The following is a 24,339-nucleotide window of genomic DNA, read 5'->3' as shown; positions in this document are numbered from 1 at the left end:
CTTTCTTGCCGCGCAACTTGCCGACCAGCTCCACCACGGCCAGCACGACGGCACCGGCCACGAGGCCGACGACGGCGTTGACGCCCATTGAGCCCAGCGTGCCGAACACGCCGCCCGTGGCCTTGGCCCAGTCTTCGACCGCATGGCCGAACGCCGGCACGCCGTGCACCAGGATGCCGCCGCCCACGAGGAACATGGCGGCCGTGCCGGCCACCGACAGGCCCTTCATGAGCCACGGCGCCGCCGCCAGGATGCCGCGGCCCAGGCCGCGCGCCGCCGCGCTGCTGCGCTGGCTCAGGTACAGGCCCGCGTCGTCCAGCTTCACGATGCCGGCCACGAGGCCGTACACGCCCACCGTCATGATCAGCGCGATGCCGACCAGCACGCTGAGCTGCGTCGTGAACGGCTGGCCCTGCACGGTGCCCAGCGTGATGGCGATGATTTCTGCCGAGAGGATGAAGTCGGTGCGCACGGCGCCCTTGATCTTGTCCTTCTCGACCGCGACCACGTCGACCGTGGTGTCGGCCACGGCCTGCTGGTGGCGCGCGGTGTCGGCCTCGTGCTCCTTCTTGTGCAGGAACTTGTGGGCCAGCTTCTCGGCACCCTCGAAGCACAGGAACGCACCGCCCACCATGAGCAGCGGCGTCACCAGCCAGGGCAGCCAGGTGCCGATGGCCAGCGCGGCCGGCACCAGGATCGCCTTGTTGACGAGGGAGCCCTTGCACACGGCCCACACCACCGGCAGCTCGCGCTCGGTGCGCACGCCGGAGACCTGCTGCGCGTTCAGCGCGAGGTCGTCGCCGAGCACCCCGGCGGTCTTCTTGGCAGCAACTTTGGTGAGGACGGAGACGTCATCGAGCACGGTGGCGATGTCGTCGAGCAGCAGGAGCAGGCTGGTGGCCATGGGCGAAAGTCAGGCTGTGGAAGAAGCGGCGAGCTTATCCGCAGCCGATGGCCGCGCCGGGGAAGACCGTACGCGGCATCCGGGGGTGGATCAGTCGACCACGCGCTTGAGGCGGATCTCTTCGACGCGGACCGTGCCGAGCGCCGTGGTCTTGGCGGTCTTCATCTCGCGCTTGAAGCCGGCGAGTTCGTGGAAGCGCATGGCGCGGTCGTTGCGCAGCGGCACCCAGATGGTGACCGTGGTGCAGCCTTCTTCGGCCAGGCCTTCGCGGGCGGCGTCCCAGAGGGCCACGCCGGCGCCCTTGCCCCAGTGCTCGGGCTTGACGTAGATGGCCCAGATCTCGCCCGTGGTGGGCGGCGTCTTGGGGTCGCGCGAGCGGTCGAAGCCGACGAAACCGACGATCTCGCCGTCGTGCGTCACCACATGGACCTGGGGTTCGCTGAATTCGATGGCCTCGCGCCACTTGGCCTCGCGCGAGGCGGGGGCCAGCACGCGCAGATCGTCTTCGGACAGGATGCCGTCGTAGGCAGCCTTGGCAGACAGGGCATGGACTTCAGCGACGGCCTTGGCGTCGCGCATCGTGGCGGGGCGAACTTCGTAATCGGACATGAAAGCGGAAAAACGTGTGGAACCGGCTATTGTCGCCGCACCGCTAAACTGCCGGCTGCATCCGCACGTATCAACTGGAGAAAGCATATGGCCAAGGGTCAGCAACGCACCAACAAGGAAGCCAAGAAACCGAGAAAGGACACTTCGCCGCCGAAGGCCCCCACCGGCGGCATCGAGCCCGTGCGCACCGTCACCACGGCGGTGATTCCGCGCGGCAAGCTCAAGAACAAGTGACCGACGCCCCCGCGCCCGCCCCCAAGCCGGCGCAGCCGCGCAACCCGTTGCATGGCCTCACGCTGGAGGCCATCGTGACCGCGCTGGCCGACTACTACGGCTGGGAGCAGCTGGGGCACCTGGTGCCGATCCGCTGCTTCATCAGCGAGCCCAGCGTGGGTTCCAGCCTCAAGTTTTTGCGCAAGACGCCGTGGGCGCGCGACAAGGTCGAGAGCCTGTATCTCTTCATGCTGCGCGAGCAACGCCGCGAACAGCAGCACCAGCAGCAGCAAGAACCTCCGACCCAATGAAGGTCCGCCTCGAACCGTCGGGCCTCGAGTTCGAGGCCGAGGCGGGCGTCACGCTGCTGCACGCGGCGGAGGCGGCCGGCATCGAACTGCCGAGCTCGTGCCGCAACGGCACCTGCCGCACCTGCATCTGCCAGCGGCTCTCCGGCGAGAGCCGCCACCTCATCGAATGGCCGGGCCTGAGCTTCGACGAAAAGATCGACGGCTGGATTCTTCCGTGCGTGGCCGAGGCGCTGAGCGACCTCACGCTCGACACGCCGCAGGCGCGCGCCCTCTTCGATTGATTGAAGGCTAAGGCCGCGCCGAAGCCGGCGCCGCCACCACCATCCGGTCGCGCTGCGCCAGCGACGGGAACAGCCAGAACCACGTCAGCGCCACCAGCATCGTTCCCACGCCGCCGAGCACCACCGAGCCGACCGGCCCCAGCAGCGCCGCCGTGGCGCCCGATTCGAACTCGCCGAGCTGGTTGCTCGCGCCGATGAAGATCGAGTTGACCGCGCTCACCCGCCCGCGCATGGCGTCGGGCGTTTCCAGTTGCACCAGCGTCTGGCGGATCACGACGTTGACCATGTCCGCCCCGCCCGATACCGCGAGCGCAATGAGCGAGACGACAAAACTCTTCGACAGCCCGAACACCACCATGCACAGCCCGAACGCCCCGACGGCCAGCAGCAGCGTGCGCCCCACGTTGCGCTCGACCGGCCGGCGCGTGAGCGCAATCGACATCACCAGCGCGCCCACCGCCGGTGCGCTGCGCAGCAGGCCCAGCCCCCAGGGGCCGGTGTGCAGGATGTCCTTGGCATAGATCGGCAGCAGCGCCACCGCGCCGCCCAGCAGCACCGCGAACAGGTCGAGCGACACCGCGCCCAGCACCGGCTTGCGCAGCCAGATGAAGTTGACGCCCGCGAACACCGTGGCCAAAGTGACCGGCTCGCGCGCGGCCGGCGCGTGGTCATAGCGCAGCCGCAGCACCAGCACGCAGGCGATCACGAAGCACAGCACGCTGGCGCCGTAGACCACTGCCATGCCCGCCACGAACAGCAGACCGCCGAGCGCGGGCCCGCCGATGATCGCGCCCTGCATGCCGGCCGAGCTGAACGCCATCGCACGCGACAGCAGCAGCGGCGGCACCAGCAACGGCGTGAGCGCCTGCTGCGCGGGCATCTGGAAGGCGCGCACCGCGCCGAGCACCAGCGACAGGCCGAGCAGCAGCCCGCGCGTGTCGTTCTTGTGCAGCACCGCGAACAGCAGCGCCAGTGCCACCGTACCCTGCACCGCGAAGCACACCGCCACGATGCGGGCGCGGTGGTGCCGGTCCACCACATGGCCGGCCAGTAGCGCCAGCAGCAGCGCGGGCACGAACTGGTACAGGCCGACCAGCCCCAGGTCCCATGCGCTGCCGGTCAGCTCGTACATGTGCCAGCCGATGGCCACGAGCATCATCTGCGAGGCGGCGGTGCCGAAGAGACGCGCCACCCACAGCTGCATGAAGGGGCGCTCGCGCCTCAGGTCGGCGAAAGAAGGAGACAAGGGAGGAGCGGAGCCGGGCATATCGGTCGAGGATAGCCGAGGCTTCTTCTGCCTTTCCGAGCCTCTCTACACTCGTTGTCCCCATGACCGCTTCGCCCCCCGACCTGCTCCCCGTTCACGAAGACGCCCACCTGCTGGTGCTCGACAAGCCCGCCGGCCTGCTGTGCGTGCCCGGGCGCGGCGACGACAAGCAGGACTGCCTGAGCGCACGCGCCCAGCGCCAGTGGCCCGATGCGCTCATCGTGCACCGGCTCGACATGGGCACCAGCGGCCTCGTGGTGATGGCGCGCGGCCTGGAGATGCAGCGCGCCCTGAGCGCGGCCTTTGCCGAGCGCGAAGTGCACAAGCGCTACGAAGCCGTGGTCGACGGTGTGATGCCGCAGCAGGGCGACTGGTCGCTCATCGACGCTCCGCTGATGGCCGACTGGCCGCGCCGGCCGCTGCAGAAGATCGACCCGGCGGGCAAGCCCAGCCTCACGCGCTGGCGCGCTCTGAGCAGCGTGTCGCCGCCCGGCGGCCCTGCGGCCACGCACGTGCTGCTGGAGCCGCTCACGGGCCGTTCACACCAGCTGCGGGTTCACCTGCTGTCGATCGGGCACCCGATCCTGGGCGATGCGCTGTACGGGGATGCCGCGCTGCAGGCACGCGCGCCGCGCCTGCTGCTGCATGCCAGGGAATTGGGGTTTGTGCATCCCGCGACGCGGGAGCCGGTGCACTTCGAATGTGCGGCGGGGTTTGCGGCTGAGTGGCTCAGTGGCCCTTGACGACGAGCACCGGCATGGTGGCGTCCTGCAGCACGCGCTGCGTCACGCTGCCCAGCAATAGTTTCTCGATGCCGCTGCGGCCGTGCGAACCCATCACGATCAGGTCGGCCGCGATGGCGATGGCGGTGTCCACGATGCCTTCGTGCACCACGTGGCCGTCGATCACGCGCTGGTCGCTGTGCAGGCCTTCGGCCGCCAGGGCCGCCACGCCGCGTGCGAGCGCCGCATTGGCGCTGGCGGTGGCCGCCGCGAGGTATTCGTTCTGGCCGAGCGCGTAGTCCGCGCCCACGCCGATGAAGGGGTAGTTGTCGATCACGTGAATCAACGTGATGCGACTGCCGAAAGCCAGGGCAAGACCGCTGGCCTTGCTGACCGCGAGCATGGAAGTTTCGGAGCCGTCGATGGGGACCAGGATGTGATTGAACATGGCGGGACCTCGCTTAGCGTTCGCAGACAGACAGACTGACGGACCCGGTTCGCACCGGGTCGGGCCCCGAATTTAACCGCTCTGCAGAACCCGCCCTGTAGGACTCCGACCAGCGAAGCCCGCAGGCGTCTCAATCCCCCTGGAAACCCTCGGACCGGCAGGTGACGACGAGCGTGTCGCGCCACCCATCGCCGCCCTCTTCCAGCGGCTGGATCGGCGTCGATTCGTGGATCACACGCGCATCGTCGAGCACCAGCAGCGTCCACGGCGCGGTCATGGTGAAGCGCTCGCCGCGCCGGCCGTTGGCTTCGAACACGCGCGTCTCGCCGCCCTTGATGCCCTGGCGCCCGATGAGCGCCACGGCCACCAGGTCGACACCGTCGCGGTGCGCGCCTTCGGGCGTCGGACGGCCGATGCCGCCGGCGGTGTCGATGCGGAACTGGTGCGCTTCCACGAACCAGCGCTGCGGTGCGCCGCGCATGTCGCTGCTGACCTGGCCGAGCTGCTGCATCAGCCGCTGCCACACGGGCTGCGCCACTGTGGCGTCGAGCATCGGTGCAAACCAGCGCTGCATGCCGCCGTGCAGCGCGTTGTATTCGACCGGCTGCCAGTGCGCGCGGTGCGGTACCGGTGCCAGCGCGGCATCGGCATCGACCGTGAAGCAGGCGTGGCGCCGCGTGCGGTAGCGGCCGCCGTCCTTCAGGTACTCGTCGGGCGGCAGGTCGTTCCAGTCGGCATGCAGCGCTTCGAGCTGCGCCAGCGGCACGCCGAGCCACTCGCACACGCCCTGCGGGCTCAGCACCGCATAGCCGTGCTCGCGCAGCGCACCGGCCAGTTCGGCCGGCGGCGTGAACGGGGGAGCGAAGGCGGCGGTGCTCACTGGGCGCTGACCTTCACGTCCTTCCAGAACGCGACGCGGTCACGAATTTCCTCGGCTTCGGGCTTCGGGTCGGGGTAGTACCAGGCGGCGTCGGCGTGCAGTTCGCCGTTGACCAGCAGCGAGTAATAGTTCGCCGAGCCCTTCCACGGGCAGGTGGTCTTGTGGTTGCTGAAGGTGACCGCATCGCGATTGAGCGAACTCATCGGGAAGTAGTGGTTGCCTTCGACGAGCACGGTGTCGTCGCTTTCGGCGATGGTGACGCCGTTCCAGGTTGCTTTCATGGGATCGATCTCCGGGGGAGGTGCAAGGTGCCGATGCCGCGTTGCGCGCTCGGGACAGTGACTATTGTGACGCTGGCGCGAGGTGCTTTCCTTGCGCCGGGTCATCCCGGCCCGATGCGGGCAGGGTTTCCCTGGCCGTGTCAGCCCCGACCGCGCCCCGTGCGCCCCGGGGCCGGCTCGAGAAACAGCTGCCGAAAATAATTGCGGAACGCCGTCATCGCCGGCGAAAACTCGACGCCCTGTTTCCACCCCAGCCCGATGTTCATGGTCGGCACCGCGTCGCGCAGGTTGATGGTCTCGATGCGCTTGCCTTCCAGTGACCACGGGCGGTAGACCATGTCCGACAACACCGTCACGCCCAGCCCGTTGGCCACCGTGCTGCGCACCGCCTCTACCGAACTCGTGCGCAGCCGTATCTGCGGCTGGTGCGGCGTCTTGCTCCAGTACTTGAGCGCGGTGGCGGCGGCCTCGTCGACCGTGAGCATGATGTAGGGCTCGGCCGCCACGTCGGCCAGCGTCACCTCGGCCTTGTCGAGCAGCGGATGCTTGGCCGGCACCCACAGCCGGCGCTGCGAGCCGAAGAAAGTTTCGAGCGACAGCTCGCGCAGCACCACGTTCGACGTGAGCACCACGCCGATGTCGTAGCGCTGCGTGATCAGGCCCTCTTCGATGGCCTCGCGCGCCACCTCGTGCACCTTCACCGTCACCTGCGGATGCAGCTGCTCGAAGCGCTGCAGGTGGTGCGGCAGGAAGTAGCCCAGCACCGTGTAGCTGGCTGCAATGGTGAGCGAGCCCTCGACGTTCTCGCCCTCGTGCGGCATGCGCACCGCTTCGTCGGCCGCCGACAGCACCGCGTAGGCGTGGCTCAGGAAACGCCGCCCGGCCTTGGTGAGTTCCACGCCGTGCGGGTGCCGCTCGAAGAGCTGCTGCCCCATCATCTCTTCGAGCTCGCGGATCGCGGTGGTCACGGCCGACTGCGAGATGTTCAGCTGCAGCGCCGCATGCGAGATGCGCCCCACCTCGGCCACCGCAGAGAAGTACTTGAGCTGGCGAAGGGTCAGGGACATGGCGCCGTCTTCCTAGGGTATTTACGGATACGCGCTGCCTGCCTCGGGCGAAAACCCGATACCGCGCGATCGCTTCCCTCCAGCGTAGCGCCCATTCCGGCGGCTTGCAGCATCTGTTTTTCAGATATCGACCCGCCTGAAAACAATGCTTTTCGGCCTTTCGACCGCTGGCTAACCTTCGCGCCAACCTGCACCGCCCCCTCGGCGATGCGCACCACACACAAAGGCGGGACGACGTGACAAAGACAACGCGGATCGATCTGAATTCCGACATGGGCGAAGGCTTCGGCCCCTGGACCATCGGCGATGGCGTCGACGAGCAGCTCATGCCGCTGATCAGCTCGGCCAACATCGCGACCGGCTTCCATGCCGGCGACCCGAACATCATGCGCAAGATGGTGCTGCTGGCCCGCACGCACGGCGTGGGCATCGGCGCGCACCCGGGCTTTCGCGACCTCGTGGGCTTCGGGCGCCGCCACATCCACGCACCGGCCGACGAGCTGGTGAACGACATGGTCTACCAGCTCGGTGCGCTGCGCGAGTTCGCGCGCCTGGCCGGCATGACGCTGCAGCACATCAAGCCGCACGGCGCGCTCTACATGCATGCGGCACGCGACGAAGCGCTGTCGCGCGCCCTCGTCACTGCCCTGCAGCAGATCGAGCCGACGCTGCGCCTGTTCTGCATGGAATCGTCCGTCACCTATCAAGTGGCACGCGAGCTCGGCCAGCCGGTGGTGCGCGAGTTCTATGCCGACCGCGACTACGACCTGAGTGGCTCCATCGTCTTCACGCGCCGCGTCGGCGCGCTCGACCCCGAGGCCGTGGCCGCCAAGGTGCTGCGCGCGTGCACCGAGGGTGTGGTGCGCACGGTCGAAGGAGAAGACGTTGCGATCGGCTTCGACTCGGTCTGCATCCACAGCGACACGCCCGGCGCGCTCGCGCTCGTGCAGGCCACGCGGCGTGCCCTTGCCGACCACGGCATCGAAGTTGCAGGCCTTGCCGCCGCCACAGCGCCGGCGCAGGCTTGAGTTGTTTCCCTCTTCCCGCTTTCGTTTTCCAGGAGTGCATCGATGCCCGCTACCCATGAAGTCCTGAGCCCGCTGCCGGGCACCTTCTACCGCCGCTCGGCGCCCGACGCGTCGCCGTTCAAGGCCGAAGGCGACACCGTGGCCGTGGGCGACGTGCTCGGCCTCGTCGAGGTGATGAAGCAGTTCAGCGAAGTCACGGCCGACGCGGCAGGACGCCTGGCCAGCTTCGCCGTCGAGAACGGCGAGCCGGTCGATCCGGGCCAGCTGCTGGCCGTCATCGAAACGGCGTGAGACACCTGCCCATGACCGCCGCATTCGACACACTGCTGGTCGCCAACCGGGGCGAGATCGCGGTGCGCATCATTCGCGCCGCCAAAGAGCTGGGGCTGAAGACCGTCGCGATCTACAGCGACGCCGACGCGCAGAGCCTCGCCGTACAAATGGCCGACGCGGCCGTGCGCATCGGCCCGGCGCACGCCACCAAGAGCTACCTGAGCATCGATGCGATCCTGCAGGCCGCCGCCGACAGCGGCGCCGGCGCGGTGCACCCGGGCTACGGTTTTCTTTCAGAGAACGCCGAGTTCGCCGAGCGCATCGAGGCCGCAGGCCTGGTGTTCGTGGGCCCGACGCCGCATGCGATCCGCACCATGGGCGACAAGGCCGCGGCACGCGCGGCCGCCATGCGCGCCGGCGTGCCCACCGTGCCCGGCAGCGCGGGCGTGGTGACCGACCCGGACACCGCCGTTGAAGTGGCGAAGGACATCGGTTACCCGATCATGATCAAGGCCTCGGCCGGCGGCGGTGGGCGCGGCATCCGCGTGGCGCACGACGAGGCCGAGCTGCGCCAGCAGTTCGCCACCGCCACCGCCGAAGCGCAGGCCGCGTTCGGCAACGGCGAGGTGTACCTCGAACGCTTCATCCGCCAGGCGCGCCACATCGAAGTGCAGATTCTGGGCGACGGCCAGCGCGTGGTGCACTGCTTCGAGCGCGAATGCTCGCTGCAGCGGCGGCGCCAGAAGGTCTGGGAAGAAGCGCCCTCGGCCGCCATCGGCGAAGCCACGCGCGCCGCGCTGTGCGAATCGGCCTTGCGGCTTGCCAGCGCCGTGGCCTACCGCGGCGCGGGCACGCTCGAATACCTGTACGACGACGACACGCGCGAGTTCTTCTTCATCGAGATGAACACGCGCATCCAGGTCGAGCACCCCATCACCGAGATGATCACCGGCGTCGACCTCGTGAAGGAAATGCTGCGCATCGCGCTCGGCCAGCCGCTGCGCCTGCAGCAGGAAGACATCCGCCTGACCGGTGCGGCCATCGAGGTGCGCATCAACGCCGAGAACGCGGCGAAGAACTTCATGCCGAGCCCCGGCCTCGTGTCGCAGCTCGTGGTGCCCGGCGGCCCCGGCGTACGCTTCGACACCTTCCTGTTCCCCGGCTACACCGTGCCCGCGTACTACGACTCGCTGCTCGGCAAGCTCATCGTGCACGACACCGACCGCGCCAGTGCCCTGGCCCGCATGCGGCGCGCGCTCGACGAGCTGCAGGTGGAAGGCATCCACACGACGATCCCGCTGCACCGTGCACTGTGCGAGGACGCCGACGTGGCGAAGGCCGCGTTCCACACCGGTTTTCTCGAAACCTGGCTCGCGGCGAATCCATTGCCCGATGCTCCTGCTTTGTTGAAGGTGGCCGCATGACCGCTGCAAGCACCCTCCCCGCCCAGGCCCGCTACAGCTTCGGCGGCGACGAGCACCTGTTCGTCGAGATCAGCGAAGAGATGTCGCTGCCCGCCTTCTTCAAGGGCATGGCGATCTGCAACGAACTGCGCCGCCGCGCCCTGCCCGGCGTGACAGAAATCTGCCCGGCCAACGCCGCGTACCTCGTGCGCTTCGACCCCGACACCATCGCGCCCGACGCGCTGCTCGCTACGCTGAAAGAAATCGAAGCGAGCCTGGGCGATGCCGACCTGCAGATGCAGACGCGCATCGTCGAGATTCCGGTGCTCTACAACGACCCGTGGACGCACGAGACGCTGATGCGTTTTCGCGAGCGCCACCAGGACCCGTCGAGCACCGACATCGAATACGCCGCACGCATCAACGGCCACGCCTCGGTCGAGGCCTTCATCGAGGCGCACTCGTCGGCGCCGTGGTTCGTGTCGATGGTCGGCTTCGTCGCCGGCCTGCCTTTCCTGTTCCAGATGGTCGAGCGCCAGCGCCAGATCCAGGTGCCCAAGTACCTGAGCCCGCGCACCGACACGCCCAAGCTCACGCTGGGCCACGGCGGCTGCTTCAGCTGCATCTACTCGGTGCGCGGCGCGGGCGGCTACCAGATGTTCGGCGTCACGCCCGCGCCGATCTTCGACCCGGCGCAGCGGCTGTCGTACCTGAAGGAGCTGATGGTGTTCTTCCAGCCCGGCGACATCGTCAAGTGGAAGCCCATCGACCGCGCCGAGTACGACCGCCAGATCGCGCAGGTCGAGGCCGGCACCTACGCGCTGCGCATCGCGCCGGTGTCGTTCTCGCTCAACGAATTTTTGGCCGACCCCGACGGCTACAACCAACAGCTCCTGAAGGTGCTCCATGGCGATTGAAGTCCTCAAGCCCGGCCTCGCGACCAGCGTGCAGGACGCGGGCCGCCCCGGCTACTACCACCTGGGCATTCCGCTGTCGGGCGCGCTCGACCAGCAAAGCCTGGTGCTCGCGAACCTGCTGGTCGGCAACGACGAAGGCGCGGCCGTCATCGAAAGCACGCTGCTCGGTCCCGAGCTGCAGTTCGACGCGTCCACGCTGGTGGCCGTGACTGGCGCCGACGCGAAGGTCAAGCTCAACGGCAACGAGGTGCCGCGCAACACATCGTTCGCGGTGCAGGCCGGTGACAAGCTCGCCTTCGATTTCATGAAGCTCGGCGCGCGCATGTGCATCGCCGTGGCCGGCGGCATCGACGTGCCCGTGGTGCTGGGCAGCCGCTCGACTTACGGCCTGGGCGCATTCGGCGGCTTCAACGGCCGCAAGCTGCTGGCCGGCGACACGCTGCCCGTGGGCACGCCCGCTGCCAGTGCCCGCGCAGGCCGCACGGTCGATGCCGCGCTGCTGCCGGTGCTCGAAAAGGAAGTGGCCCTGCGCGTGTTCCCGGGCATCTACTTCCACCGCCTGCAGGAGGTGTCGGTGCACAGCTTCTTCGCCGACACCTGGACCGTCGGCTCCGAGGCCGACCGCATCGGCTACCGCTACAAGCACGGCACGCCGCTGAAGTTCCAGGACCGCACGCCGCCCTTCGGCGCGGGCGACGACCCGTCGAACATCGTCGATGCGGGCTACCCGTACGGCTCCATCCAGGTGCCGGGCGGACGCGAGCCGATCATCCTGCACCGCGACGCGGTGTCGGGTGGCGGCTACGCGATGGTGGGCACGGTCATCAGCGCCGACATGGACCTCATCGCCCAGATGCAGCCCAACCACAAGGCGCGCTTCGTCGAGGTCGACATGGCGCAGGCGCTCGAGGCCCGCGCCGAACGCCGACGACGGCTCGACCGCCTGCGGGTCGCGCTCGCGGCCTGACGCGGTCCCCCTCCCCCTTTTCTTCACCGCTGTCACCCAAGGAGTTCTTCATGAACAGCTCGCCCCTGCGCGTTTCATTGATCGCCGCTTCGCTCGCCACCGCCCTGGCGTGGCACGCCCCGGCCTCGGCCGCCGACTGGTTTCCCTACAAGGCCGAGGCCACCGAGCCCGCGTTCTCGGCCGAGGGCACAAAAAAGCCCATCGACTACACGCCGCTGGCCAAGGCCGCGAAGAAGTGGGACATCTGCGTGTCGTTCCCGCACATGAAGGACGCCTACTGGCTCGGCGTGGACTACGGCGTGATCGAAGAGGCGCGCCGCCTGGGCGTGAAGCTGCAGGTGGTCGACGCGGGCGGCTACACCAATCTGGGCAAGCAGGTCTCGCAGATCGAAGACTGCGTGGCGCGCGGCGCCAACGCGGTGATCATCGGTGCGATCTCGGGCGACGGGCTGAACAACGTCATCAAGGCCACGGCCGCCAGGAAGGTGCCGGTGATCGACCTGGTGAACGGCATCAGCTCGCCCGACCTGTCGGCCAAGTCGCTGGTGTCGTTCTACACGATGGGCCAGTCGACCGGCGAGTACCTCGCCAAGAAGCACCCCGCGGGTTCGCCGCCGGTGAAGGTCGGCTGGTTCCCCGGCCCGGCCGGCGCGGGCTGGGTCGAGGCCGCGCACAAGGGCTTCATGGAAGCGATCAAGGGCAGCGCCGTGACGGTGCTCGACCCGAAGTACGGCGACACCGGCAAGGAGGCACAGGCCAAGCTGGTCGAAGACGTGCTGCAGGGCAACCCCGACCTCGCCTACGTTGCGGGCACCGCCGTGACCGCCGAAGCCGCCACCGGCATCCTGCGCGCGCGCAATCTCGACAAGAAGGTGCAGGTGCTCTCGTTCTACATGACGCCGGGCGTCTACGAAGGCATCCAGAAGGGCCGCATCGTGGCCTCGCCGGCCGACTCGATGGTGATCCAGGGCCGCATCGCGGTCGACCAGGCCGTGCGCCTGCTGGAGAACAAGGACGTGGTGAAGCACGTCGGCCCGAAGATCTTCGTGGTCGACAGCAGCAACATCAAGAGCGTGAAGCAGGCCGACATCCTGCCGCCGACCGGCTTCAAGCCGGTGTTCGAGGTCAAGTAAGCCGGCCATGGCACCTGTGCTGCTGCAGACCCTCGGCCTGGGCAAACGCTACCCCGGCGTGCTCGCGCTCGATGCGATGGACTTCGAGCTGCGCGCCGGCGAGGTGCATGTGCTGTTCGGCGAGAACGGCGCCGGCAAGTCGACGCTGATCTCGCTGCTGGCCGGTGCCAACGTGCCGACGGCGGGCGAGATCCGCATGCACGGCGCGCCGGTGAAGTTCTCGAACGTGCACGACGCGCGGCGCCACGGCATCAGCGCGGTGTTCCAGGAGTTCTCGCTGATCCCCACGCTGTCGGTGGCGCAGAACCTGAGCCTGGGCGAAGAGCCGTGCAAGGGCGGCCTGCTCGACCGCGCGGCGCTGCGCGAGCGCGCCCGCACGATGCTGGCCGACCTGGGCTTCGAGATCGACGTCGACGCGCCTGTGGCGGGCCTCACGCGCGCACAGCAGCAGATGGTGGAAATCGCCAAGGGCCTGCGCGGCGAGGTGTCGGTGCTGATCCTCGACGAACCCACGGCCTCGCTCACCGACACCGAGACGCAGCGCCTGTTCGAACTCGTCGCGCGGCTGAAGGCGCGCGGCGTGGGCATCGTCTACATCTCGCACCGCATGCAGGAGATCGCGCAGATCGCCGACCGCATCACGGTGCTGCGCGACGGTCGCAAGGTCACGACCGTGGAAGCGAACGCCACGAGCGCCGACCGGCTCATCGAGCTGATGAGCGGACGGGCCATCGAAAACATCTACCCGCGCATCATCGCCAACCCCGGCGAAGTGGTGCTGCAGGTCGAGAGGCTGGCCTCGCCCAACGGCGTGCGCCACGCCAGCCTCACGGTGCGGCGCGGCGAAGTGGTCGGGCTCGCGGGCCTCGTGGGTTGCGGCAAGTCGGAACTGTTCCGTGCGATCTATGGGCTCGACCCCGTGAGCGAAGGCCGCGTGCTGTTCAAGGGCCAGCCGCGCACCGGCGCGACCGTGCGCCAGCTGCTCGACGAAGGCCTCTTCTACCTGCCGCCCGACCGCAAGGGCGAAGGGCTGGTGCTCGGTTTCACGTCGCGCGCCAACATCACCTTGCCGCTGGTGCACGGGCCGCTGCGCGGTCGCGGCGGCTGGCTGCGCAAGCGCCTCGGGCGGCGGCTTTCGACGACGGCCGCCGAGCGCGTCGAACTCGCGCCGCGCAACCTCGAACGGCCCGTGGGCCTGCTCTCGGGCGGCAACCAGCAGAAGGTGCTCTTCGGCAAGGGCATGACGCGCGACGCCGCGCTCTACGTGTTCGACGAGCCCACGGTCGGCGTGGACGTCGGCACCCGCAGCGCGCTGTACGAGGTGATCCGCAAGCTCTGCGAAGGCGGCGCCGCGGTGGTCGTGATCTCGTCCGACCTGCCCGAAGTGCTGCACCTGAGCCACCGCGTGTACGTGATGTGCCGCGGCGAGATCGCCGGCGAGCTGCGCGGCGACGCCATCCAGGAAACCGCCGTGCTCAACCTGTTTTTCGGCCCCAGCGAGAACCCATCCTCATGACTTCGCCTTCCCTCATCGTCGCCCCGACGCCCCCCACGCCCAGCCTGGCCGGGCGTGCCCTCGGCCTGCTGCGCAGCCTCTTCCTGCGCCTGGGCGTGCTGCCCTTCATGCTGGTGATCGCCTGCGTGGTGTTCGCCACGCTGTCCGACCAGTTCCTCACGGCGCAGAACCTCGTGAACCTGCTGCGCCAGTCGGTCTACCTGATCCTCGTGTCGATGGGCCAGATGCTGGCGCTGGTCACCGGCGGCTTCGACCTCTCGGTGGGCACCGTGATGGCGATCACCTCGGTGGTCTCCGCGCTCGCCATGCAGGCGCTGGGCGTGGCCTTTCCCGACGCAGCCTGGATGGTGGTGCTCGTCGGCTGCGCCTGCGGAATGCTCGCCGGGCTGGTGGTGGGCCTCATCAACGGCTTCGGCGTGGCGGTGATCGGCGTGTCGCCCTTCATCGTGACGCTGGGCGTGCAGTCGATCGGCTTCGGCTTTGCGCTGTTCCTCACGGGCGGCGTGCCGGTGTCGGGCATGCCGGCGGAATTCAGCGAGCTGTTCGGCTTCGGCACCGTGCTCGGCGTGCCGGTGCCGATCCTCGTCACGGCCGTGTGCGTGGTCGGCATGGGCGTGCTCATGGGCCGCCTGCCGACCGGCACGCACCTGCTCGCGGTGGGCGGCAACGCCAAGGCCGCGGCGCTGTCGGGCATCGACACGCGCCGCGTGCTGCTCATGGCTTACCTGCTGTGCGCGGGCCTCGCCGCGGTGAGCGGCCTGCTGCTCACGGCGCGCGTGGAAACCGGTGAGGCCAACCTCGGCGGCACCGTGGCGCTCGAATCGATTGCCGCCTGCGTGATCGCGGGCGTGAGCCTGCGCGGCGGCATCGGCCGCGTGCCCAACGTGGTGATGGGCGCGATCTTCATCGGCCTCGTGCAGAACGGCATGAACCTGGCCAGCGTGGGCTCGTACCTGCAGATGGTGGTGCTGGGTGCGCTGCTGATCGTGGCCGTGGTTGCCGACCAGATCCGCCATCGCATGGTGGCACCGGGCAGCCACTGAGCTTCACACCCCAACACAAGCAACGAAGGAACCTCATGACCAGCAAGACCAACGCCGCCATCGACGCGCGCCGCATCGCCGCCACGCCGCGCGGCGTCGGCATCGGCTTTCCGATCTACGCAGAACGCGCGCTCAATGCCGAGCTGTGGGACGTCGAAGGCCGGCGCTACATCGACTTCGGCTCGGGCATCGCGGTGCTCAACACCGGCCACCGCCATCCGCGCGTGGTCGAGGCCATTCGCGCGCAGCTCGATTGCTTCACCCACACGGCCTACCAGGTGGTGCCATACGAAAGCGTGGTGTCGCTGGCCGAGCGCCTGAACCGCCTCACGCCCGGCACGCACGCGAAGAAGACCGCCTTCTTCACGACCGGCGCCGAAGCGGTCGAGAACGCCATCAAGATCGCGCGCGCCGCCACGCGCCGGCCCGGCGTGATCGCACTGGGCGGCGGCTTCCATGGCCGCACCTTCATGGGCATGGCACTCACGGGCAAGGTGGTGCCGTACAAGACCGGCTTCGGCCCCTTCCCCGGCAGCATCTTCCACGTGCCCGCGCCGATCGCGCTGCACGGCGTGTCGGTGGACGATTCGCTGCGCGCCATCGAGCAGCTGTTCAAGGCCGACATCGAGCCCGAGCAGGTGGCCGCCATCATCCTGGAGCCGGTGCAGGGCGAAGGCGGCTTCTATGCCGCGCCGCCCGAGTTCATGCGCGCGCTGCGCGAGATCTGCGACCGCCACGGCATCCTGCTCATCGCCGACGAGATCCAGACCGGCTTCGCGCGCACCGGCAAGTGGTTTGCCATGGACCACTACGACGTGGTGCCCGACCTCATGACCATGGCCAAGAGCCTGGCGGGCGGCACGCCGCTGTCGGCCGTGTGCGGGCGCGCCGAGATCATGGACGCGCCCGCGCCCGGCGGGCTCGGCGGCACTTACGCCGCCAACGCACTGGCCATTGCAGCGGCGCATGCGGTGCTCGACGTGATCGAGGCCGAACGGCTGTGCGAGCGCGCGCAACTACTGGGCGACCGGCTCAAGGCGCGCCTCGAAGGGTTGCGTGCGAAGGTGCCGCAGATTTCGGACGTGCGCGGCCTGGGCGCGATGGTGGCGGTCGAGTTCGCGGGGGCCGATGGCACGCCCGATGCCGCGTTCACGAAGCAGGTGCAAACCCGAGCGCGCGACGCGGGTTTGCTGCTGCTGACTTGCGGCGTGCACGCCAATGTGGTCCGCTTCCTGTTCCCCCTGACCATCGAAGACGCGGTGCTCGGCGAAGGCCTCGACATCCTCGCCGCCGTGCTGCAAGCCTGAGACACACCCGCCATGCCATTGAAGCTCCAAGACCCGACCCTGCTGCGCGAGCAGGCCTGCATCGCCGGCGCCTGGGTGAATGCCGACGACGGCACCACCGTCGCCGTCACCAACCCTGCCACCGGCGAGCAGATCGGCACCGTGCCCATGTGCGGCACCGAGGAAACCGTGCGCGCCATTGCCGCCGCCGAAAAGACCCAGAAGGCCTGGGCCAAGGTGCCTGCCAAGGAACGCTCGGCCATCCTGCGCAAGCTCAACGACCTGATGCTCGCGAACGTGGACGACCTCGCGCTGATCATGACCACCGAGCAGGGCAAGCCGCTGACCGAGAGCCGCGGCGAAATTGCCTACGCCGCCTCGTTCATCGAGTGGTTCGCCGAAGAAGCGCGCCGCGTGTACGGCGACACCATTCCCGCGCCGCAGGCCGACCGCCGCATCCTCGCGCTCAAGCAGCCCGTGGGCGTCACCGCCGCCATCACGCCCTGGAACTTTCCCACCGCCATGCTCACGCGCAAGGCCGGGCCCGCGCTCGCGGCCGGTTGCGCGATGGTGGTGAAGCCGGCCACGCAGACGCCGTTCTCGGCGCTGGCCTTTGCCGTGCTCGCCGAGCGCGCGGGCGTGCCCAAGGGGCTGCTGTCGGTGCTCACCGGCTCGGCCAGCCAGATCGGCGGCGAGATGACGCGCAGCCCCATCGTGCGCAAGCTCACCTTCACCGGCTCGACCGAGGTGGGTCGCACGCTCATGAAGCAGTCGGCCGACACCATCAAGAAGCTGTCGCTCGAACTCGGCGGCAACGCGCCCTTCATCGTGTTCGACGATGCCGATGTCGATGCCGCCGTCGAAGGCGCGATGGTGTCCAAGTACCGCAACACCGGCCAGACCTGCGTGTGCGCGAACCGCTTGTACGTGCAGCGCGGCGTGCTCGAGGCCTTCACGCAGAAGCTGGTGGCCAAGGTCAACGCGCTGAAGGTCGGCAACGGCACCGAGCCCGGCGTGAACCAGGGCCCGCTCATCGACGCCAAGGCGGTCGAGAAGATCGAAGAGCACGTGGCCGATGCCGTCGCCAAGGGTGGCACCGTGCTCGCGGGCGGCAAGCGCCATGCGCTGGGCGGCCTGTTCTACGAGCCGACCGTGATCGGCGGCGCCACGCCCGACATGCTGTTCGCACGCGAAGAAACCTTCGGCCCGCTGGCGCCGATCTTCGCGTTCGACACCGAAGCCGAAGCCATCGCCGCGGCCAACGACACCGAGTTCGGCCTGGCCGCGTACTTCTACAGCCGCGACATCGGCCGCATCATGCGCGTGGCCGAGGCGCTCGAATCGGGCATCGTGGGCGTGAACACCGGGTTGGTGTCGACCGCCGAGGCGCCGTTCGGCGGCGTCAAGCAATCGGGGCTGGGGCGCGAGGGCTCGAAGTACGGGCTCGACGACTTCCTCGAGATCAAGTACGTGTGCCTTGCGGGGCTGGACAGCTAGCGAGTCAACTCACCAGCCAGTGCACGCTGAACAGCCGCTCGGGGTCGGTCCACACCGCCCCGACGCGGAAGCCCGCGCGCACCGCGAGCCCCTGCAGGCCCTCGACGGTGAACTTGTGCGAGTACTCGGTGTGGATGGTCTCGCCTTCCTCGAAGGAGAACTGCTCGCCGCGCATCTGCACGCTCTGCGCGCGCCGGCTCACGAGGTGCATCTCGATGCGGCGCATCGGCGCGTTGTAGAAGGCCGCGTGCGAGAACCCGTCGAGGTCGAAGTCGGCCGACAGCTCCGCGTTCGCGCGCCGCAGCAGGTTGAGGTTGAACGCCGCGGTCACGCCCTGCGCATCGTTGTAGGCCGCGTGCAGCCGGTCGGGATCTTTCACCAGGTCGACACCGATCAGCAGGCCGCCGCCGCGCAGCATGCGCGCCGCGAGCTGCAAGAACGCGAGCGCCTCGTCGGGCTCGAAGTTGCCGATGGTCGAGCCCGGGAAGAAGCCCACGCGACGGCCCGCCTCCGCCATCGGCGCGGGCAGCACGAGGGGCATCGTGTAGTCGGCCGCGATCGGTTGCACGGCCAGCGCCGGATAGTCGGCCTTCAGGCGCGCCGCTGCAGCCTCGAGGTGCTCGCCCGAAATGTCGATCGGCAGGTAGCGCTTCGGTGACTCGAGCGCATCGAGCAGCAGCCGCACCTTGGTGAGCGAGCCGGCGCCGAACTCGACGATCTCGGCGTTCGGCCCGACCTGCGCGGCGATCTCGCCGGCGCAGGCGCCGAGGATGCCCAGCTCGGTGCGCGTGGGGTAGTACTCGGGCAGTTCGCAGATGCGGTCGAACAGCTGCGAGCCGGCCACGTCATAGAAGAACTTGGGCGAGATGTGGCGCGGCGTGCGCGCGAGGCCCGCCTGCATGGCGCGGCCGAACTCGGACCACGGGGCGGTGTCGGGCGTGGGGGCTTCTTCCTCGCGCTGCAGATGGCTGGCGAGGGCGAACGAAGAGGTCGTGGGATTGCGCATGGTGCTCGGCTCCATCGAGGTCGGTCAAAGGTCTTTCGCGAGCCGCAGCCCCGAGAACTGCCAGCGTGCCGCCGGCGGAAAGAAATTGCGATAGCTCGGCCGCGTGTGCCCGGCCGGCGTGGCCACGCTGCCGCCGCGCAGCACCAGCTGCCCCACCATGAACTTGCCGTTGTATTCGGCCGCGATGCCGGGCAGCGGACGAAAGCCCGGGAACGGGTCGTACGACGAACGCGTCCATTGCCAGACGTGGCCGCTCATCTGCGAGATGCCGGGCGCGTCGAAGGCGGCCTCCCATTCGAACTCGGTCGGCAGCCGCGCGCCGGCCCATTCGGCGTACGCAGCGGCCTCGTAGAAGCTCAGTTGCGCCACGGGTGCATCGGCCTCCATCGGCCGCACGCCGTGCAGGCCGAACACCTGCCAGCCGGCAGGCGCGGCATGGCCGCCGCCTGCGCCGAGGGTGGCGATGCGCGGGTCGTCGGCTTCGAGCCAGTAGGCCGGATGGCGCCAGCCCTGGGCCTGCACCGTGGCCCAGCCGTCGGACAGCCACAGCTCGGGCCGCCGGTAGCCGCCGTCGGCGATGAACTGCGCGTAGTCGCCGCAGTTCACGAGCCGGTCGGCGATGGCATACGGGCGCAGCAAGGCGGCGTGGCGCGGCGTCTCGTTGTCGAAGCAGAAGCCGTCGCCCGCATGACCGACCTCGACCGTGCCGCCCGGCTGCGCCAGCCAGCGCACCTCGGCCGGCACAGCGGCCAGCCGCAGCGCGGGGCCGCTCGCGGGCTTGCAGGCCGGCAGCAGCGGGTTGCACGACAGCGCATGCAGGATGTCGGTGAGCAGCAGCTCCTGGTGCTGCTGCTCGTGGTTCAGGCCGAGCGCGACGATGGGCTCGATGGCCGCCCAGTCGAGCGCCTGCGGCGCCGCGAGCAGCGCGAGCACCGCTTCGTCGACGTGGCGGCGGTAGGCATGCACCTCGTCGAGCGAGGGCCGCGTGAGCAGCCCGCGCTGGGGGCGCGGGTGGCGCGGCCCGAGCGCCTCGTAGTAGGAGTTGAAGAGGTAGTGAAAGCGCGCATCGAACGGCCGATAGCCCGCCGCATGCGGCTGCAGCAGCACGGTCTCGAAGAACCACGTCGTGTGCGCCAGATGCCACTTGGTCGGGCTGGCGTCGGGCATCGACTGGATGCACTGGTCCTCGGCGGACAGGGGCGCGGCAAGCGCCAGGCTGGCGGCACGCACCGTGCGGAATCGCTCGCGCAAGGCGTTCGCCACGGGGGCGATCGGCCGGGAAAACGTCATGGTGTCTCCAGTCAGATAACCGGAAGTTTTAGCCCATACCCATGACAGCCGCTCGTAGGACAAGACGCCGCCGCCGCGCCGCCTCGGGAGCCCGTCCTGCGGGCGACGGTCCCGAGCCGCTGCGTATGATTCGGACGATGCAAACCCCCTCTCCTTCGGCCAGGCCCCACGTTGTCATCATCGGCTGCGGTTTCGGCGGACTCGAAGCCGCGCGCAAGCTGCAGCGGGCCGACGTCGATGTGACGGTGATCGACAAGACCAACCACCACCTGTTCCAGCCCCTGCTCTACCAGGTGGCGACCGCCGGGCTCGCGGCGCCGTCGATCGCGGCGCCGGTGCGCGCCCTGTTCCGCAAGCAGGCCAACGTGACCACGCTGCTGGCCGAAGTGACGGGCATCGACCCGGCCGCGCACAGCATCCAGCTGGCCGACGGCAGCCACGTGGCCTACGACCACCTGATCGTTGCGGCTGGCGCCACGCACAGCTATTTCGGGCACGACGAGTGGGCGCCTGCCGCGCCGGGCCTGAAGACGCTGGCCGACGCGTTCGAAATCCGCCGCCGCGTGCTGATGTCCTTCGAGACGGCCGAGACCACCGCCGACCCCGAGCGCCGCCGCGCCCTGCTCACCTTCGTGGTGATCGGCGCCGGCCCGACCGGCGTCGAGATGGCCGGCACGCTGGCCGAGATCGCCAAGCACACGCTCGCGGGCGAGTTCCGCCGCATCGACCCCGGCAGCGCGCAGGTGCTGCTGGTCGAGGGCGGCCCGCGCGTGCTGCAGGCCATGCCCGAAAGCCTGAGCCAGAAGGCGCTCGAACAACTGGAACGGCTCGGCGTGGAGGTGCGGCTGAACGCGCGCGTCACCGCCATCGACAACACCGGCCTCGAAGTGCAGACCGGCGGCGGCCCCGACGGCGCGCCGCTGCAGAGCTACCGCATTCCCAGCAGCTGCGTGGTGTGGGCGGCCGGCGTTGCAGCCTCGCCGCTGGGCCGGCTGCTCGGCAACGCCACGGGCGTCGAGTGCGACCGTGCGGGCCGCGTCAAGGTCGAGCCCGACCTGAGCCTGGCGGGCCATCCCGAGATCAGCGTGGTGGGCGACCTGGCCGCCACCATGAGCCACGCGCCCGGCAAGCCGCCCAAGCCGGTGCCCGGCGTGTCGCCCGGCGCCAAGCAGGCGGGCCGCGCGGCGGCAGCGAACATCCTGCGCCGCCTGGCGGGCCAGCCCACCGTGCCGTTCCGCTACGCCGACTACGGCAACCTGGCCACCATCGGCCGCAACTCGGCGGTGGTCGACCTGGGCACGCCCTTCGGCCCGCTGCGCTTCAGCGGCCGCTTCGCGTGGCTGTTCTGGCTGTTCGCGCACGCCTATTTCCTGATCGGCTTTCGCAACCGCGTCGTCGTGATGTGGGACTGGGCCAGCGCCTACTGGAGCTTCCAGCGCAACGCGCGCGTGGTGGCCGACGTGCAGGGCAAGAGCGAGTCCTGAGCGGAAGAGACGGGCGATGTCGCTGACCTTGTGGATCGTGACGCACGCCGCCAAGGCGCTCCTGTACGTCTGGGTGCTGCGCTGGGGCGGCGCCGAACGGATCGAAGGCACGCTCGCCTCGGGCTTCCTCAGCAGCTTCGCGCCGCGCTGGAGCGCCGAGGGGCTGAAGATGGCGGCGCTGATCCTGCTGGTCTTGTGCGCCATCGGCTTCGTCGTGGGCCTGTTCGTGCCCTCGCTGCGCTGCTGGGTCGGCGGCGGCTGCTGACCCGCCCGACCTGTGTTCAGCTGCCGATCACCCCACCGTCGATCTTCGTGATGACCACGGTCGCCGAGCGCGGCCGGCCTGCGCCGTCGGGCCACTTCGACACGGCCAGCGGGCGGTCGGGGTCGCTGCGCTCGTTGGCCGGCTCGCCCGGGTGCTGGATGTTGATGAACAGCGTGCGCAGGTCGGGCGTGGCCGCGAGGCCGGTGATCTCGCAACCGGCCGGACCGAGCAAAAAGCGGCGGATCTCGCCCTTCGTCGGGTCGCAGGCCAGCATCTGGTTGTTGGGCAGGTTCGTGTAGTCGCCCTTGCCGAGCGTGGAGGTCGACACGTCGGTCTGTATCCACAGCACGCCGCGCGCATCGACCATCAGGCCGTCGGGGCTGCCGAAGGCGTCGCCCTTGACGTTGCCCTGCGCCTCGTAGCGCGTCTGCTTCGGGTCGCCCGCGAGCACCAGGTGGTTCCACGCGAACTTCGTCGCGTCGAGGTCGCCGCTTTCCTTCCAGCGGATGATCTGGCCCATCGTGTTGTTGGAGCGCGGGTTGGCCGCGTCCATGAAGGGCTGGCCGGGTGCGCCGCGGTTGCTGTTGTTGGTGAGCGTGCAGTAGACCTCCTTCGTCAGCGGATCGACGGTGGTCCACTCGGGGCGATCCATCTTTGTCGCGCCGAGGAGGTCGCTGGCCTGGCGCGACTTGATGAGCACGTCGCCCTGCGTGGCGAAGCCCTTGTCGGCCACGAGCCCGCCCTTGCCCTGCACCAGCGGCAACCACTCGCCCGTGCCGTCGACGTCGAAGCGGCCCACGTAGAGCGTGCCGTGGTCGAGCAGGTCGCGGTTGGCGGCGGCGCCGCCGGGGCGCACTTTGTCGCGACTCACGAACTTGTAGATGTACTCGAAGCGCGAGTCTTCGCCCATGTAGACCACAGCGCGGCCGTCGTCGGTGAGCGCCACCGCGGCGCCTTCGTGCGCGGCGCGGCCCAGTGCGGTGCGCTTGCGCGGCGTGGAGGTCGGGTCTTGCGGATCGATCTCGACCACCCAGCCGTAGCGGTTCGATTCGTTCGGGTGCTTGGCCACGTCGAAGCGTTCTTCGTGCTCGTGCCAGCGGTACTTGGCGCCGTTGCCCTTCTTGAGGCCCCAGCGCTTCTGGTGCGCGTCGGGCGTAGCCGTGCCCTCGAAGTAGTCGGCGAAGTTTTCCTCGCAGGTCAGGTAGGTACCCCACGGCGTCTGGCCGTTGGAACAGTTGTTGTAGGTACCGAGCACCTGCGTGCCGCTGGGGTCGCCCGCGGTGCGCAGCATCGGGTGGCCGGCCGCGGGGCCGGTGAGCGTTATCGGCGTGAGCGCGGTGATGCGGCGCGCGAAACGCGAAGGCAGCACCTGCGACCAGGCCGCGCCGTCGCGCTGCAGCTCGATCACCGACACGCCGTGCGCGTGCATCGACTTGCGCACCTTCGCGGCGGTCCAGGTCTTCATGCCGTCGGTATGCAGCAGGCCGTCGTCCACGTACTCGTGGTTCAGCACGAGCAGACCGCGGTTCGATCCATCGAGCGGGAAGAAGGCCATGCCGTCGTGGTGCATGCCGGCCTGCAGCGCCTGGTCGTCGGCGGTGTCGGAAGCGTCGGTCTTGAAGGCGGGCATGCGGCCCGCGATGCCGGTGGGGTCGCCCCAGCGATAGATCACCTGCGTGCGGTAGCCCTCGGGCACGACGACCTGGTCGACCGCCGCCATGGGCACGCTCTTGAAACCGATGGCGCGGCCCAGGCCGCTCACCGCGCTGTTACTGCCACTGGTACCCGTGCTGGCACAGCCAGCCAGTGGCCCGAACAGGCCCGCCACGGCCGCCGCCAGGCCGCCGCGCACGAAGACCCGCCGCTTCGGGTCGGACACGTCGTGGATCGTGGGATTGCCGGAGAGGTTCGAGTCCTCCATGCGCGCGAAGTCTTTGGCCATGTCCTGAAGGTCCGTGGGAATCGTGGGAGCCTGCGATGCTCCCGCGCGCCCATGAAGCCGTCATGACAGGGGTTCGAAGCGCACGTCGCCCCAGGGCTGCGAACCACCGTTGTTGTTGTGGTGGTTGCGCGGCTGCTCCCGCCGTTCGCGCCGCCAGTCCCACGGCGGCGTGGGCGTCGTGTCGGCCCACAGGCCCAGGTGCTGCGCGCGCGCCGTGGCCTCGAGCCGGAACAGGTCGCCGCCGCGCTTCTTCACGATGCCGTGGTAGTCGTACACCCAGGCCCAGCCCTCGGCCACCATGCGGCG

The 24,339-nt window shown here is 69.2% G+C and carries 27 protein-coding genes; 16 read left to right on the top strand and 11 right to left on the bottom strand.

The genetic code is table 11. The features are described from left to right. Both AAG801_RS24250 and AAG801_RS24245 read right to left on the bottom strand, forming a co-directional pair. Positions 1-904: DUF808 domain-containing protein (locus tag AAG801_RS24250; protein WP_341890661.1), on the bottom strand; the 904-nt coding region annotated here is incomplete at its 3' end. Between the two features lie 90 nt (positions 905-994). Next, positions 995-1,513: a GNAT family N-acetyltransferase gene (locus AAG801_RS24245; protein WP_341890660.1), complete on the bottom strand. Its 519-nt coding sequence runs from the start codon at positions 1,511-1,513 to the stop codon at positions 995-997. An 87-nt stretch (positions 1,514-1,600) separates the two neighbouring features. Here AAG801_RS24245 and AAG801_RS24240 point away from each other — a divergent pair, with 87 nt between their 5' ends. The 3 genes from AAG801_RS24240 to AAG801_RS24230 are packed head-to-tail and all read left to right on the top strand — an operon-like array spanning position 1,601 to position 2,318. Then, positions 1,601-1,747, top strand: a complete 147-nt coding sequence (locus tag AAG801_RS24240; RefSeq protein WP_180288555.1) for a hypothetical protein — start codon at positions 1,601-1,603, stop codon at positions 1,745-1,747. Then, positions 1,744-2,037 carry a VF530 family protein gene (locus AAG801_RS24235; protein WP_341890659.1) on the top strand — a complete coding sequence of 98 codons (294 nt, stop codon included), beginning with the start codon at positions 1,744-1,746 and terminating at the stop codon, positions 2,035-2,037. Before AAG801_RS24240 ends, AAG801_RS24235 begins: the two co-directional genes overlap by 4 nt. Continuing rightward, complete coding sequence (locus AAG801_RS24230) at positions 2,034-2,318, top strand: 2Fe-2S iron-sulfur cluster-binding protein (protein ID WP_101489526.1); 285 nt, start codon at positions 2,034-2,036, stop codon at positions 2,316-2,318. Before AAG801_RS24235 ends, AAG801_RS24230 begins: the two co-directional genes overlap by 4 nt. A gap of 7 nt (positions 2,319-2,325) precedes the next feature. On the opposite strand, the gene AAG801_RS24225 is transcribed toward AAG801_RS24230, so the two are convergent. Then, positions 2,326-3,585 (bottom strand): MFS transporter, encoded by a 1,260-nt coding sequence (locus AAG801_RS24225; RefSeq protein WP_341890658.1) that lies wholly within the window; start codon positions 3,583-3,585, stop codon positions 2,326-2,328. A gap of 62 nt (positions 3,586-3,647) precedes the next feature. Between AAG801_RS24225 and AAG801_RS24220 the strand changes: the two genes are divergently transcribed. Continuing rightward, positions 3,648-4,328, top strand: coding sequence for an RluA family pseudouridine synthase (locus AAG801_RS24220; protein WP_341890657.1), 681 nt, complete (start codon positions 3,648-3,650; stop codon positions 4,326-4,328). On the opposite strand, the gene AAG801_RS24215 is transcribed toward AAG801_RS24220, so the two are convergent. The 4 genes from AAG801_RS24215 to AAG801_RS24200 all read right to left on the bottom strand — a co-directional run bounded on the left by AAG801_RS24215 (position 4,315) and on the right by AAG801_RS24200 (position 6,983). Next, positions 4,315-4,755 (bottom strand): universal stress protein, encoded by a 441-nt coding sequence (locus AAG801_RS24215; protein WP_101489523.1) that lies wholly within the window; start codon positions 4,753-4,755, stop codon positions 4,315-4,317. The genes AAG801_RS24220 and AAG801_RS24215 overlap by 14 nt on opposite strands. A gap of 130 nt (positions 4,756-4,885) precedes the next feature. Continuing rightward, positions 4,886-5,635 (bottom strand): 2OG-Fe dioxygenase family protein, encoded by a 750-nt coding sequence (locus tag AAG801_RS24210; protein ID WP_341890656.1) that lies wholly within the window; start codon positions 5,633-5,635, stop codon positions 4,886-4,888. Then, complete coding sequence (locus tag AAG801_RS24205; protein WP_099791357.1) at positions 5,632-5,916, bottom strand: DUF427 domain-containing protein; 285 nt, start codon at positions 5,914-5,916, stop codon at positions 5,632-5,634. Before AAG801_RS24205 ends, AAG801_RS24210 begins: the two co-directional genes overlap by 4 nt. A 140-nt stretch (positions 5,917-6,056) precedes the next feature. Further along, positions 6,057-6,983 carry a LysR family transcriptional regulator gene (locus AAG801_RS24200; protein WP_341890655.1) on the bottom strand — a complete coding sequence of 309 codons (927 nt, stop codon included), beginning with the start codon at positions 6,981-6,983 and terminating at the stop codon, positions 6,057-6,059. 236 nt (positions 6,984-7,219) lie between these two features. Here AAG801_RS24200 and AAG801_RS24195 point away from each other — a divergent pair, with 236 nt between their 5' ends. The 10 genes from AAG801_RS24195 to AAG801_RS24150 are packed head-to-tail and all read left to right on the top strand — an operon-like array spanning position 7,220 to position 18,046. Then, positions 7,220-8,011 (top strand): 5-oxoprolinase subunit PxpA, encoded by a 792-nt coding sequence (locus AAG801_RS24195; RefSeq protein WP_341890654.1) that lies wholly within the window; start codon positions 7,220-7,222, stop codon positions 8,009-8,011. Between the two features lie 42 nt (positions 8,012-8,053). Beyond that, on the top strand, positions 8,054-8,302 hold the full coding sequence (locus AAG801_RS24190; RefSeq protein WP_341890653.1) for an acetyl-CoA carboxylase: 249 nt from the start codon (positions 8,054-8,056) through the stop codon (positions 8,300-8,302). Positions 8,303-8,313: 11 nt separating this feature from the next. Next, positions 8,314-9,708, top strand: a complete 1,395-nt coding sequence (locus AAG801_RS24185) for an acetyl-CoA carboxylase biotin carboxylase subunit (protein WP_341890652.1) — start codon at positions 8,314-8,316, stop codon at positions 9,706-9,708. Further along, the gene (locus AAG801_RS24180) at positions 9,705-10,604 is read left to right on the top strand and encodes an allophanate hydrolase subunit 1 (protein WP_341890651.1); all 900 of its coding nucleotides are present in this window, start codon (positions 9,705-9,707) and stop codon (positions 10,602-10,604) included. Before AAG801_RS24185 ends, AAG801_RS24180 begins: the two co-directional genes overlap by 4 nt. Further along, positions 10,594-11,571, top strand: coding sequence for a biotin-dependent carboxyltransferase family protein (locus AAG801_RS24175; RefSeq protein ID WP_341890650.1), 978 nt, complete (start codon positions 10,594-10,596; stop codon positions 11,569-11,571). Before AAG801_RS24180 ends, AAG801_RS24175 begins: the two co-directional genes overlap by 11 nt. 50 nt (positions 11,572-11,621) lie before the next feature. Then, complete coding sequence (torT, locus tag AAG801_RS24170; protein ID WP_341890649.1) at positions 11,622-12,704, top strand: TMAO reductase system periplasmic protein TorT; 1,083 nt, start codon at positions 11,622-11,624, stop codon at positions 12,702-12,704. A 7-nt stretch (positions 12,705-12,711) separates the two neighbouring features. Continuing rightward, positions 12,712-14,220 carry a sugar ABC transporter ATP-binding protein gene (locus tag AAG801_RS24165; protein ID WP_341890648.1) on the top strand — a complete coding sequence of 503 codons (1,509 nt, stop codon included), beginning with the start codon at positions 12,712-12,714 and terminating at the stop codon, positions 14,218-14,220. After that, positions 14,217-15,263, top strand: coding sequence for an ABC transporter permease (locus AAG801_RS24160; protein WP_341890647.1), 1,047 nt, complete (start codon positions 14,217-14,219; stop codon positions 15,261-15,263). The genes AAG801_RS24165 and AAG801_RS24160 overlap by 4 nt, the downstream gene beginning before the upstream one ends. A 35-nt stretch (positions 15,264-15,298) precedes the next feature. Then, positions 15,299-16,570 carry a 4-aminobutyrate--2-oxoglutarate transaminase gene (gene gabT / locus AAG801_RS24155; RefSeq protein ID WP_341890646.1) on the top strand — a complete coding sequence of 424 codons (1,272 nt, stop codon included), beginning with the start codon at positions 15,299-15,301 and terminating at the stop codon, positions 16,568-16,570. 12 nt (positions 16,571-16,582) lie between these two features. Then, on the top strand, positions 16,583-18,046 hold the full coding sequence (locus tag AAG801_RS24150; RefSeq protein WP_341890645.1) for an NAD-dependent succinate-semialdehyde dehydrogenase: 1,464 nt from the start codon (positions 16,583-16,585) through the stop codon (positions 18,044-18,046). Between the two features lie 4 nt (positions 18,047-18,050). Here the strand turns inward: AAG801_RS24150 and egtD are convergent, their stop codons facing one another. Together egtD and egtB are read right to left on the bottom strand one after the other, a co-directional pair. Next, the gene (gene egtD / locus AAG801_RS24145; protein WP_341890662.1) at positions 18,051-18,947 is read right to left on the bottom strand and encodes an L-histidine N(alpha)-methyltransferase; all 897 of its coding nucleotides are present in this window, start codon (positions 18,945-18,947) and stop codon (positions 18,051-18,053) included. Positions 18,948-19,076: 129 nt separating this feature from the next. Continuing rightward, on the bottom strand, positions 19,077-20,342 hold the full coding sequence (gene egtB, locus AAG801_RS24140; RefSeq protein ID WP_341890644.1) for an ergothioneine biosynthesis protein EgtB: 1,266 nt from the start codon (positions 20,340-20,342) through the stop codon (positions 19,077-19,079). Between the two features lie 137 nt (positions 20,343-20,479). On the opposite strand from egtB, the gene AAG801_RS24135 reads away from it, so the two are divergent. Then, positions 20,480-21,826 carry an NAD(P)/FAD-dependent oxidoreductase gene (locus AAG801_RS24135; RefSeq protein ID WP_341890643.1) on the top strand — a complete coding sequence of 449 codons (1,347 nt, stop codon included), beginning with the start codon at positions 20,480-20,482 and terminating at the stop codon, positions 21,824-21,826. A 16-nt stretch (positions 21,827-21,842) separates the two neighbouring features. Then, on the top strand, positions 21,843-22,091 hold the full coding sequence (locus AAG801_RS24130) for a hypothetical protein (protein WP_341890642.1): 249 nt from the start codon (positions 21,843-21,845) through the stop codon (positions 22,089-22,091). A 16-nt stretch (positions 22,092-22,107) separates the two neighbouring features. On the opposite strand, the gene AAG801_RS24125 is transcribed toward AAG801_RS24130, so the two are convergent. Together AAG801_RS24125 and AAG801_RS24120 are read right to left on the bottom strand one after the other, a co-directional pair. Then, the gene (locus tag AAG801_RS24125) at positions 22,108-24,033 is read right to left on the bottom strand and encodes a PhoX family phosphatase (RefSeq protein WP_341890641.1); all 1,926 of its coding nucleotides are present in this window, start codon (positions 24,031-24,033) and stop codon (positions 22,108-22,110) included. Positions 24,034-24,093: 60 nt separating this feature from the next. Continuing rightward, positions 24,094-24,339, bottom strand: a 246-nt coding sequence (locus AAG801_RS24120; protein WP_341890640.1) for a thermonuclease family protein, incomplete at its 5' end; no start/stop codon positions are given.

Source organism: Variovorax sp. YR752 (genome assembly GCF_943372545.1).
Note: the sequence above shows the minus strand (reverse complement) of the source record. Positions and strands in the feature narration are given on the sequence as shown.

Coding starts and splice junctions, on each gene's coding strand:
- AAG801_RS24225 (WP_341890658.1), bottom strand. CDS start 3,585: ATGCCCGGCTCCGCTCCTCCCTTGTCTCCTTCTTTCGCCGACCTGAGG.
- torT (WP_341890649.1), top strand. CDS start 11,622: ATGAACAGCTCGCCCCTGCGCGTTTCATTGATCGCCGCTTCGCTCGCC.
- egtD (WP_341890662.1), bottom strand. CDS start 18,947: ATGCAGGCGGGCCTCGCGCGCACGCCGCGCCACATCTCGCCCAAGTTC.
- AAG801_RS24190 (WP_341890653.1), top strand. CDS start 8,054: ATGCCCGCTACCCATGAAGTCCTGAGCCCGCTGCCGGGCACCTTCTAC.
- gabT (WP_341890646.1), top strand. CDS start 15,299: ATGACCAGCAAGACCAACGCCGCCATCGACGCGCGCCGCATCGCCGCC.
- AAG801_RS24180 (WP_341890651.1), top strand. CDS start 9,705: ATGACCGCTGCAAGCACCCTCCCCGCCCAGGCCCGCTACAGCTTCGGC.
- AAG801_RS24135 (WP_341890643.1), top strand. CDS start 20,480: ATGCAAACCCCCTCTCCTTCGGCCAGGCCCCACGTTGTCATCATCGGC.
- AAG801_RS24245 (WP_341890660.1), bottom strand. CDS start 1,513: ATGTCCGATTACGAAGTTCGCCCCGCCACGATGCGCGACGCCAAGGCC.
- AAG801_RS24160 (WP_341890647.1), top strand. CDS start 14,217: ATGACTTCGCCTTCCCTCATCGTCGCCCCGACGCCCCCCACGCCCAGC.
- AAG801_RS24220 (WP_341890657.1), top strand. CDS start 3,648: ATGACCGCTTCGCCCCCCGACCTGCTCCCCGTTCACGAAGACGCCCAC.
- AAG801_RS24215 (WP_101489523.1), bottom strand. CDS start 4,755: ATGTTCAATCACATCCTGGTCCCCATCGACGGCTCCGAAACTTCCATG.
- AAG801_RS24175 (WP_341890650.1), top strand. CDS start 10,594: ATGGCGATTGAAGTCCTCAAGCCCGGCCTCGCGACCAGCGTGCAGGAC.
- AAG801_RS24205 (WP_099791357.1), bottom strand. CDS start 5,916: ATGAAAGCAACCTGGAACGGCGTCACCATCGCCGAAAGCGACGACACC.
- egtB (WP_341890644.1), bottom strand. CDS start 20,342: ATGACGTTTTCCCGGCCGATCGCCCCCGTGGCGAACGCCTTGCGCGAG.
- AAG801_RS24240 (WP_180288555.1), top strand. CDS start 1,601: ATGGCCAAGGGTCAGCAACGCACCAACAAGGAAGCCAAGAAACCGAGA.
- AAG801_RS24230 (WP_101489526.1), top strand. CDS start 2,034: ATGAAGGTCCGCCTCGAACCGTCGGGCCTCGAGTTCGAGGCCGAGGCG.
- AAG801_RS24125 (WP_341890641.1), bottom strand. CDS start 24,033: ATGGCCAAAGACTTCGCGCGCATGGAGGACTCGAACCTCTCCGGCAAT.
- AAG801_RS24165 (WP_341890648.1), top strand. CDS start 12,712: ATGGCACCTGTGCTGCTGCAGACCCTCGGCCTGGGCAAACGCTACCCC.
- AAG801_RS24150 (WP_341890645.1), top strand. CDS start 16,583: ATGCCATTGAAGCTCCAAGACCCGACCCTGCTGCGCGAGCAGGCCTGC.
- AAG801_RS24200 (WP_341890655.1), bottom strand. CDS start 6,983: ATGTCCCTGACCCTTCGCCAGCTCAAGTACTTCTCTGCGGTGGCCGAG.
- AAG801_RS24185 (WP_341890652.1), top strand. CDS start 8,314: ATGACCGCCGCATTCGACACACTGCTGGTCGCCAACCGGGGCGAGATC.
- AAG801_RS24130 (WP_341890642.1), top strand. CDS start 21,843: ATGTCGCTGACCTTGTGGATCGTGACGCACGCCGCCAAGGCGCTCCTG.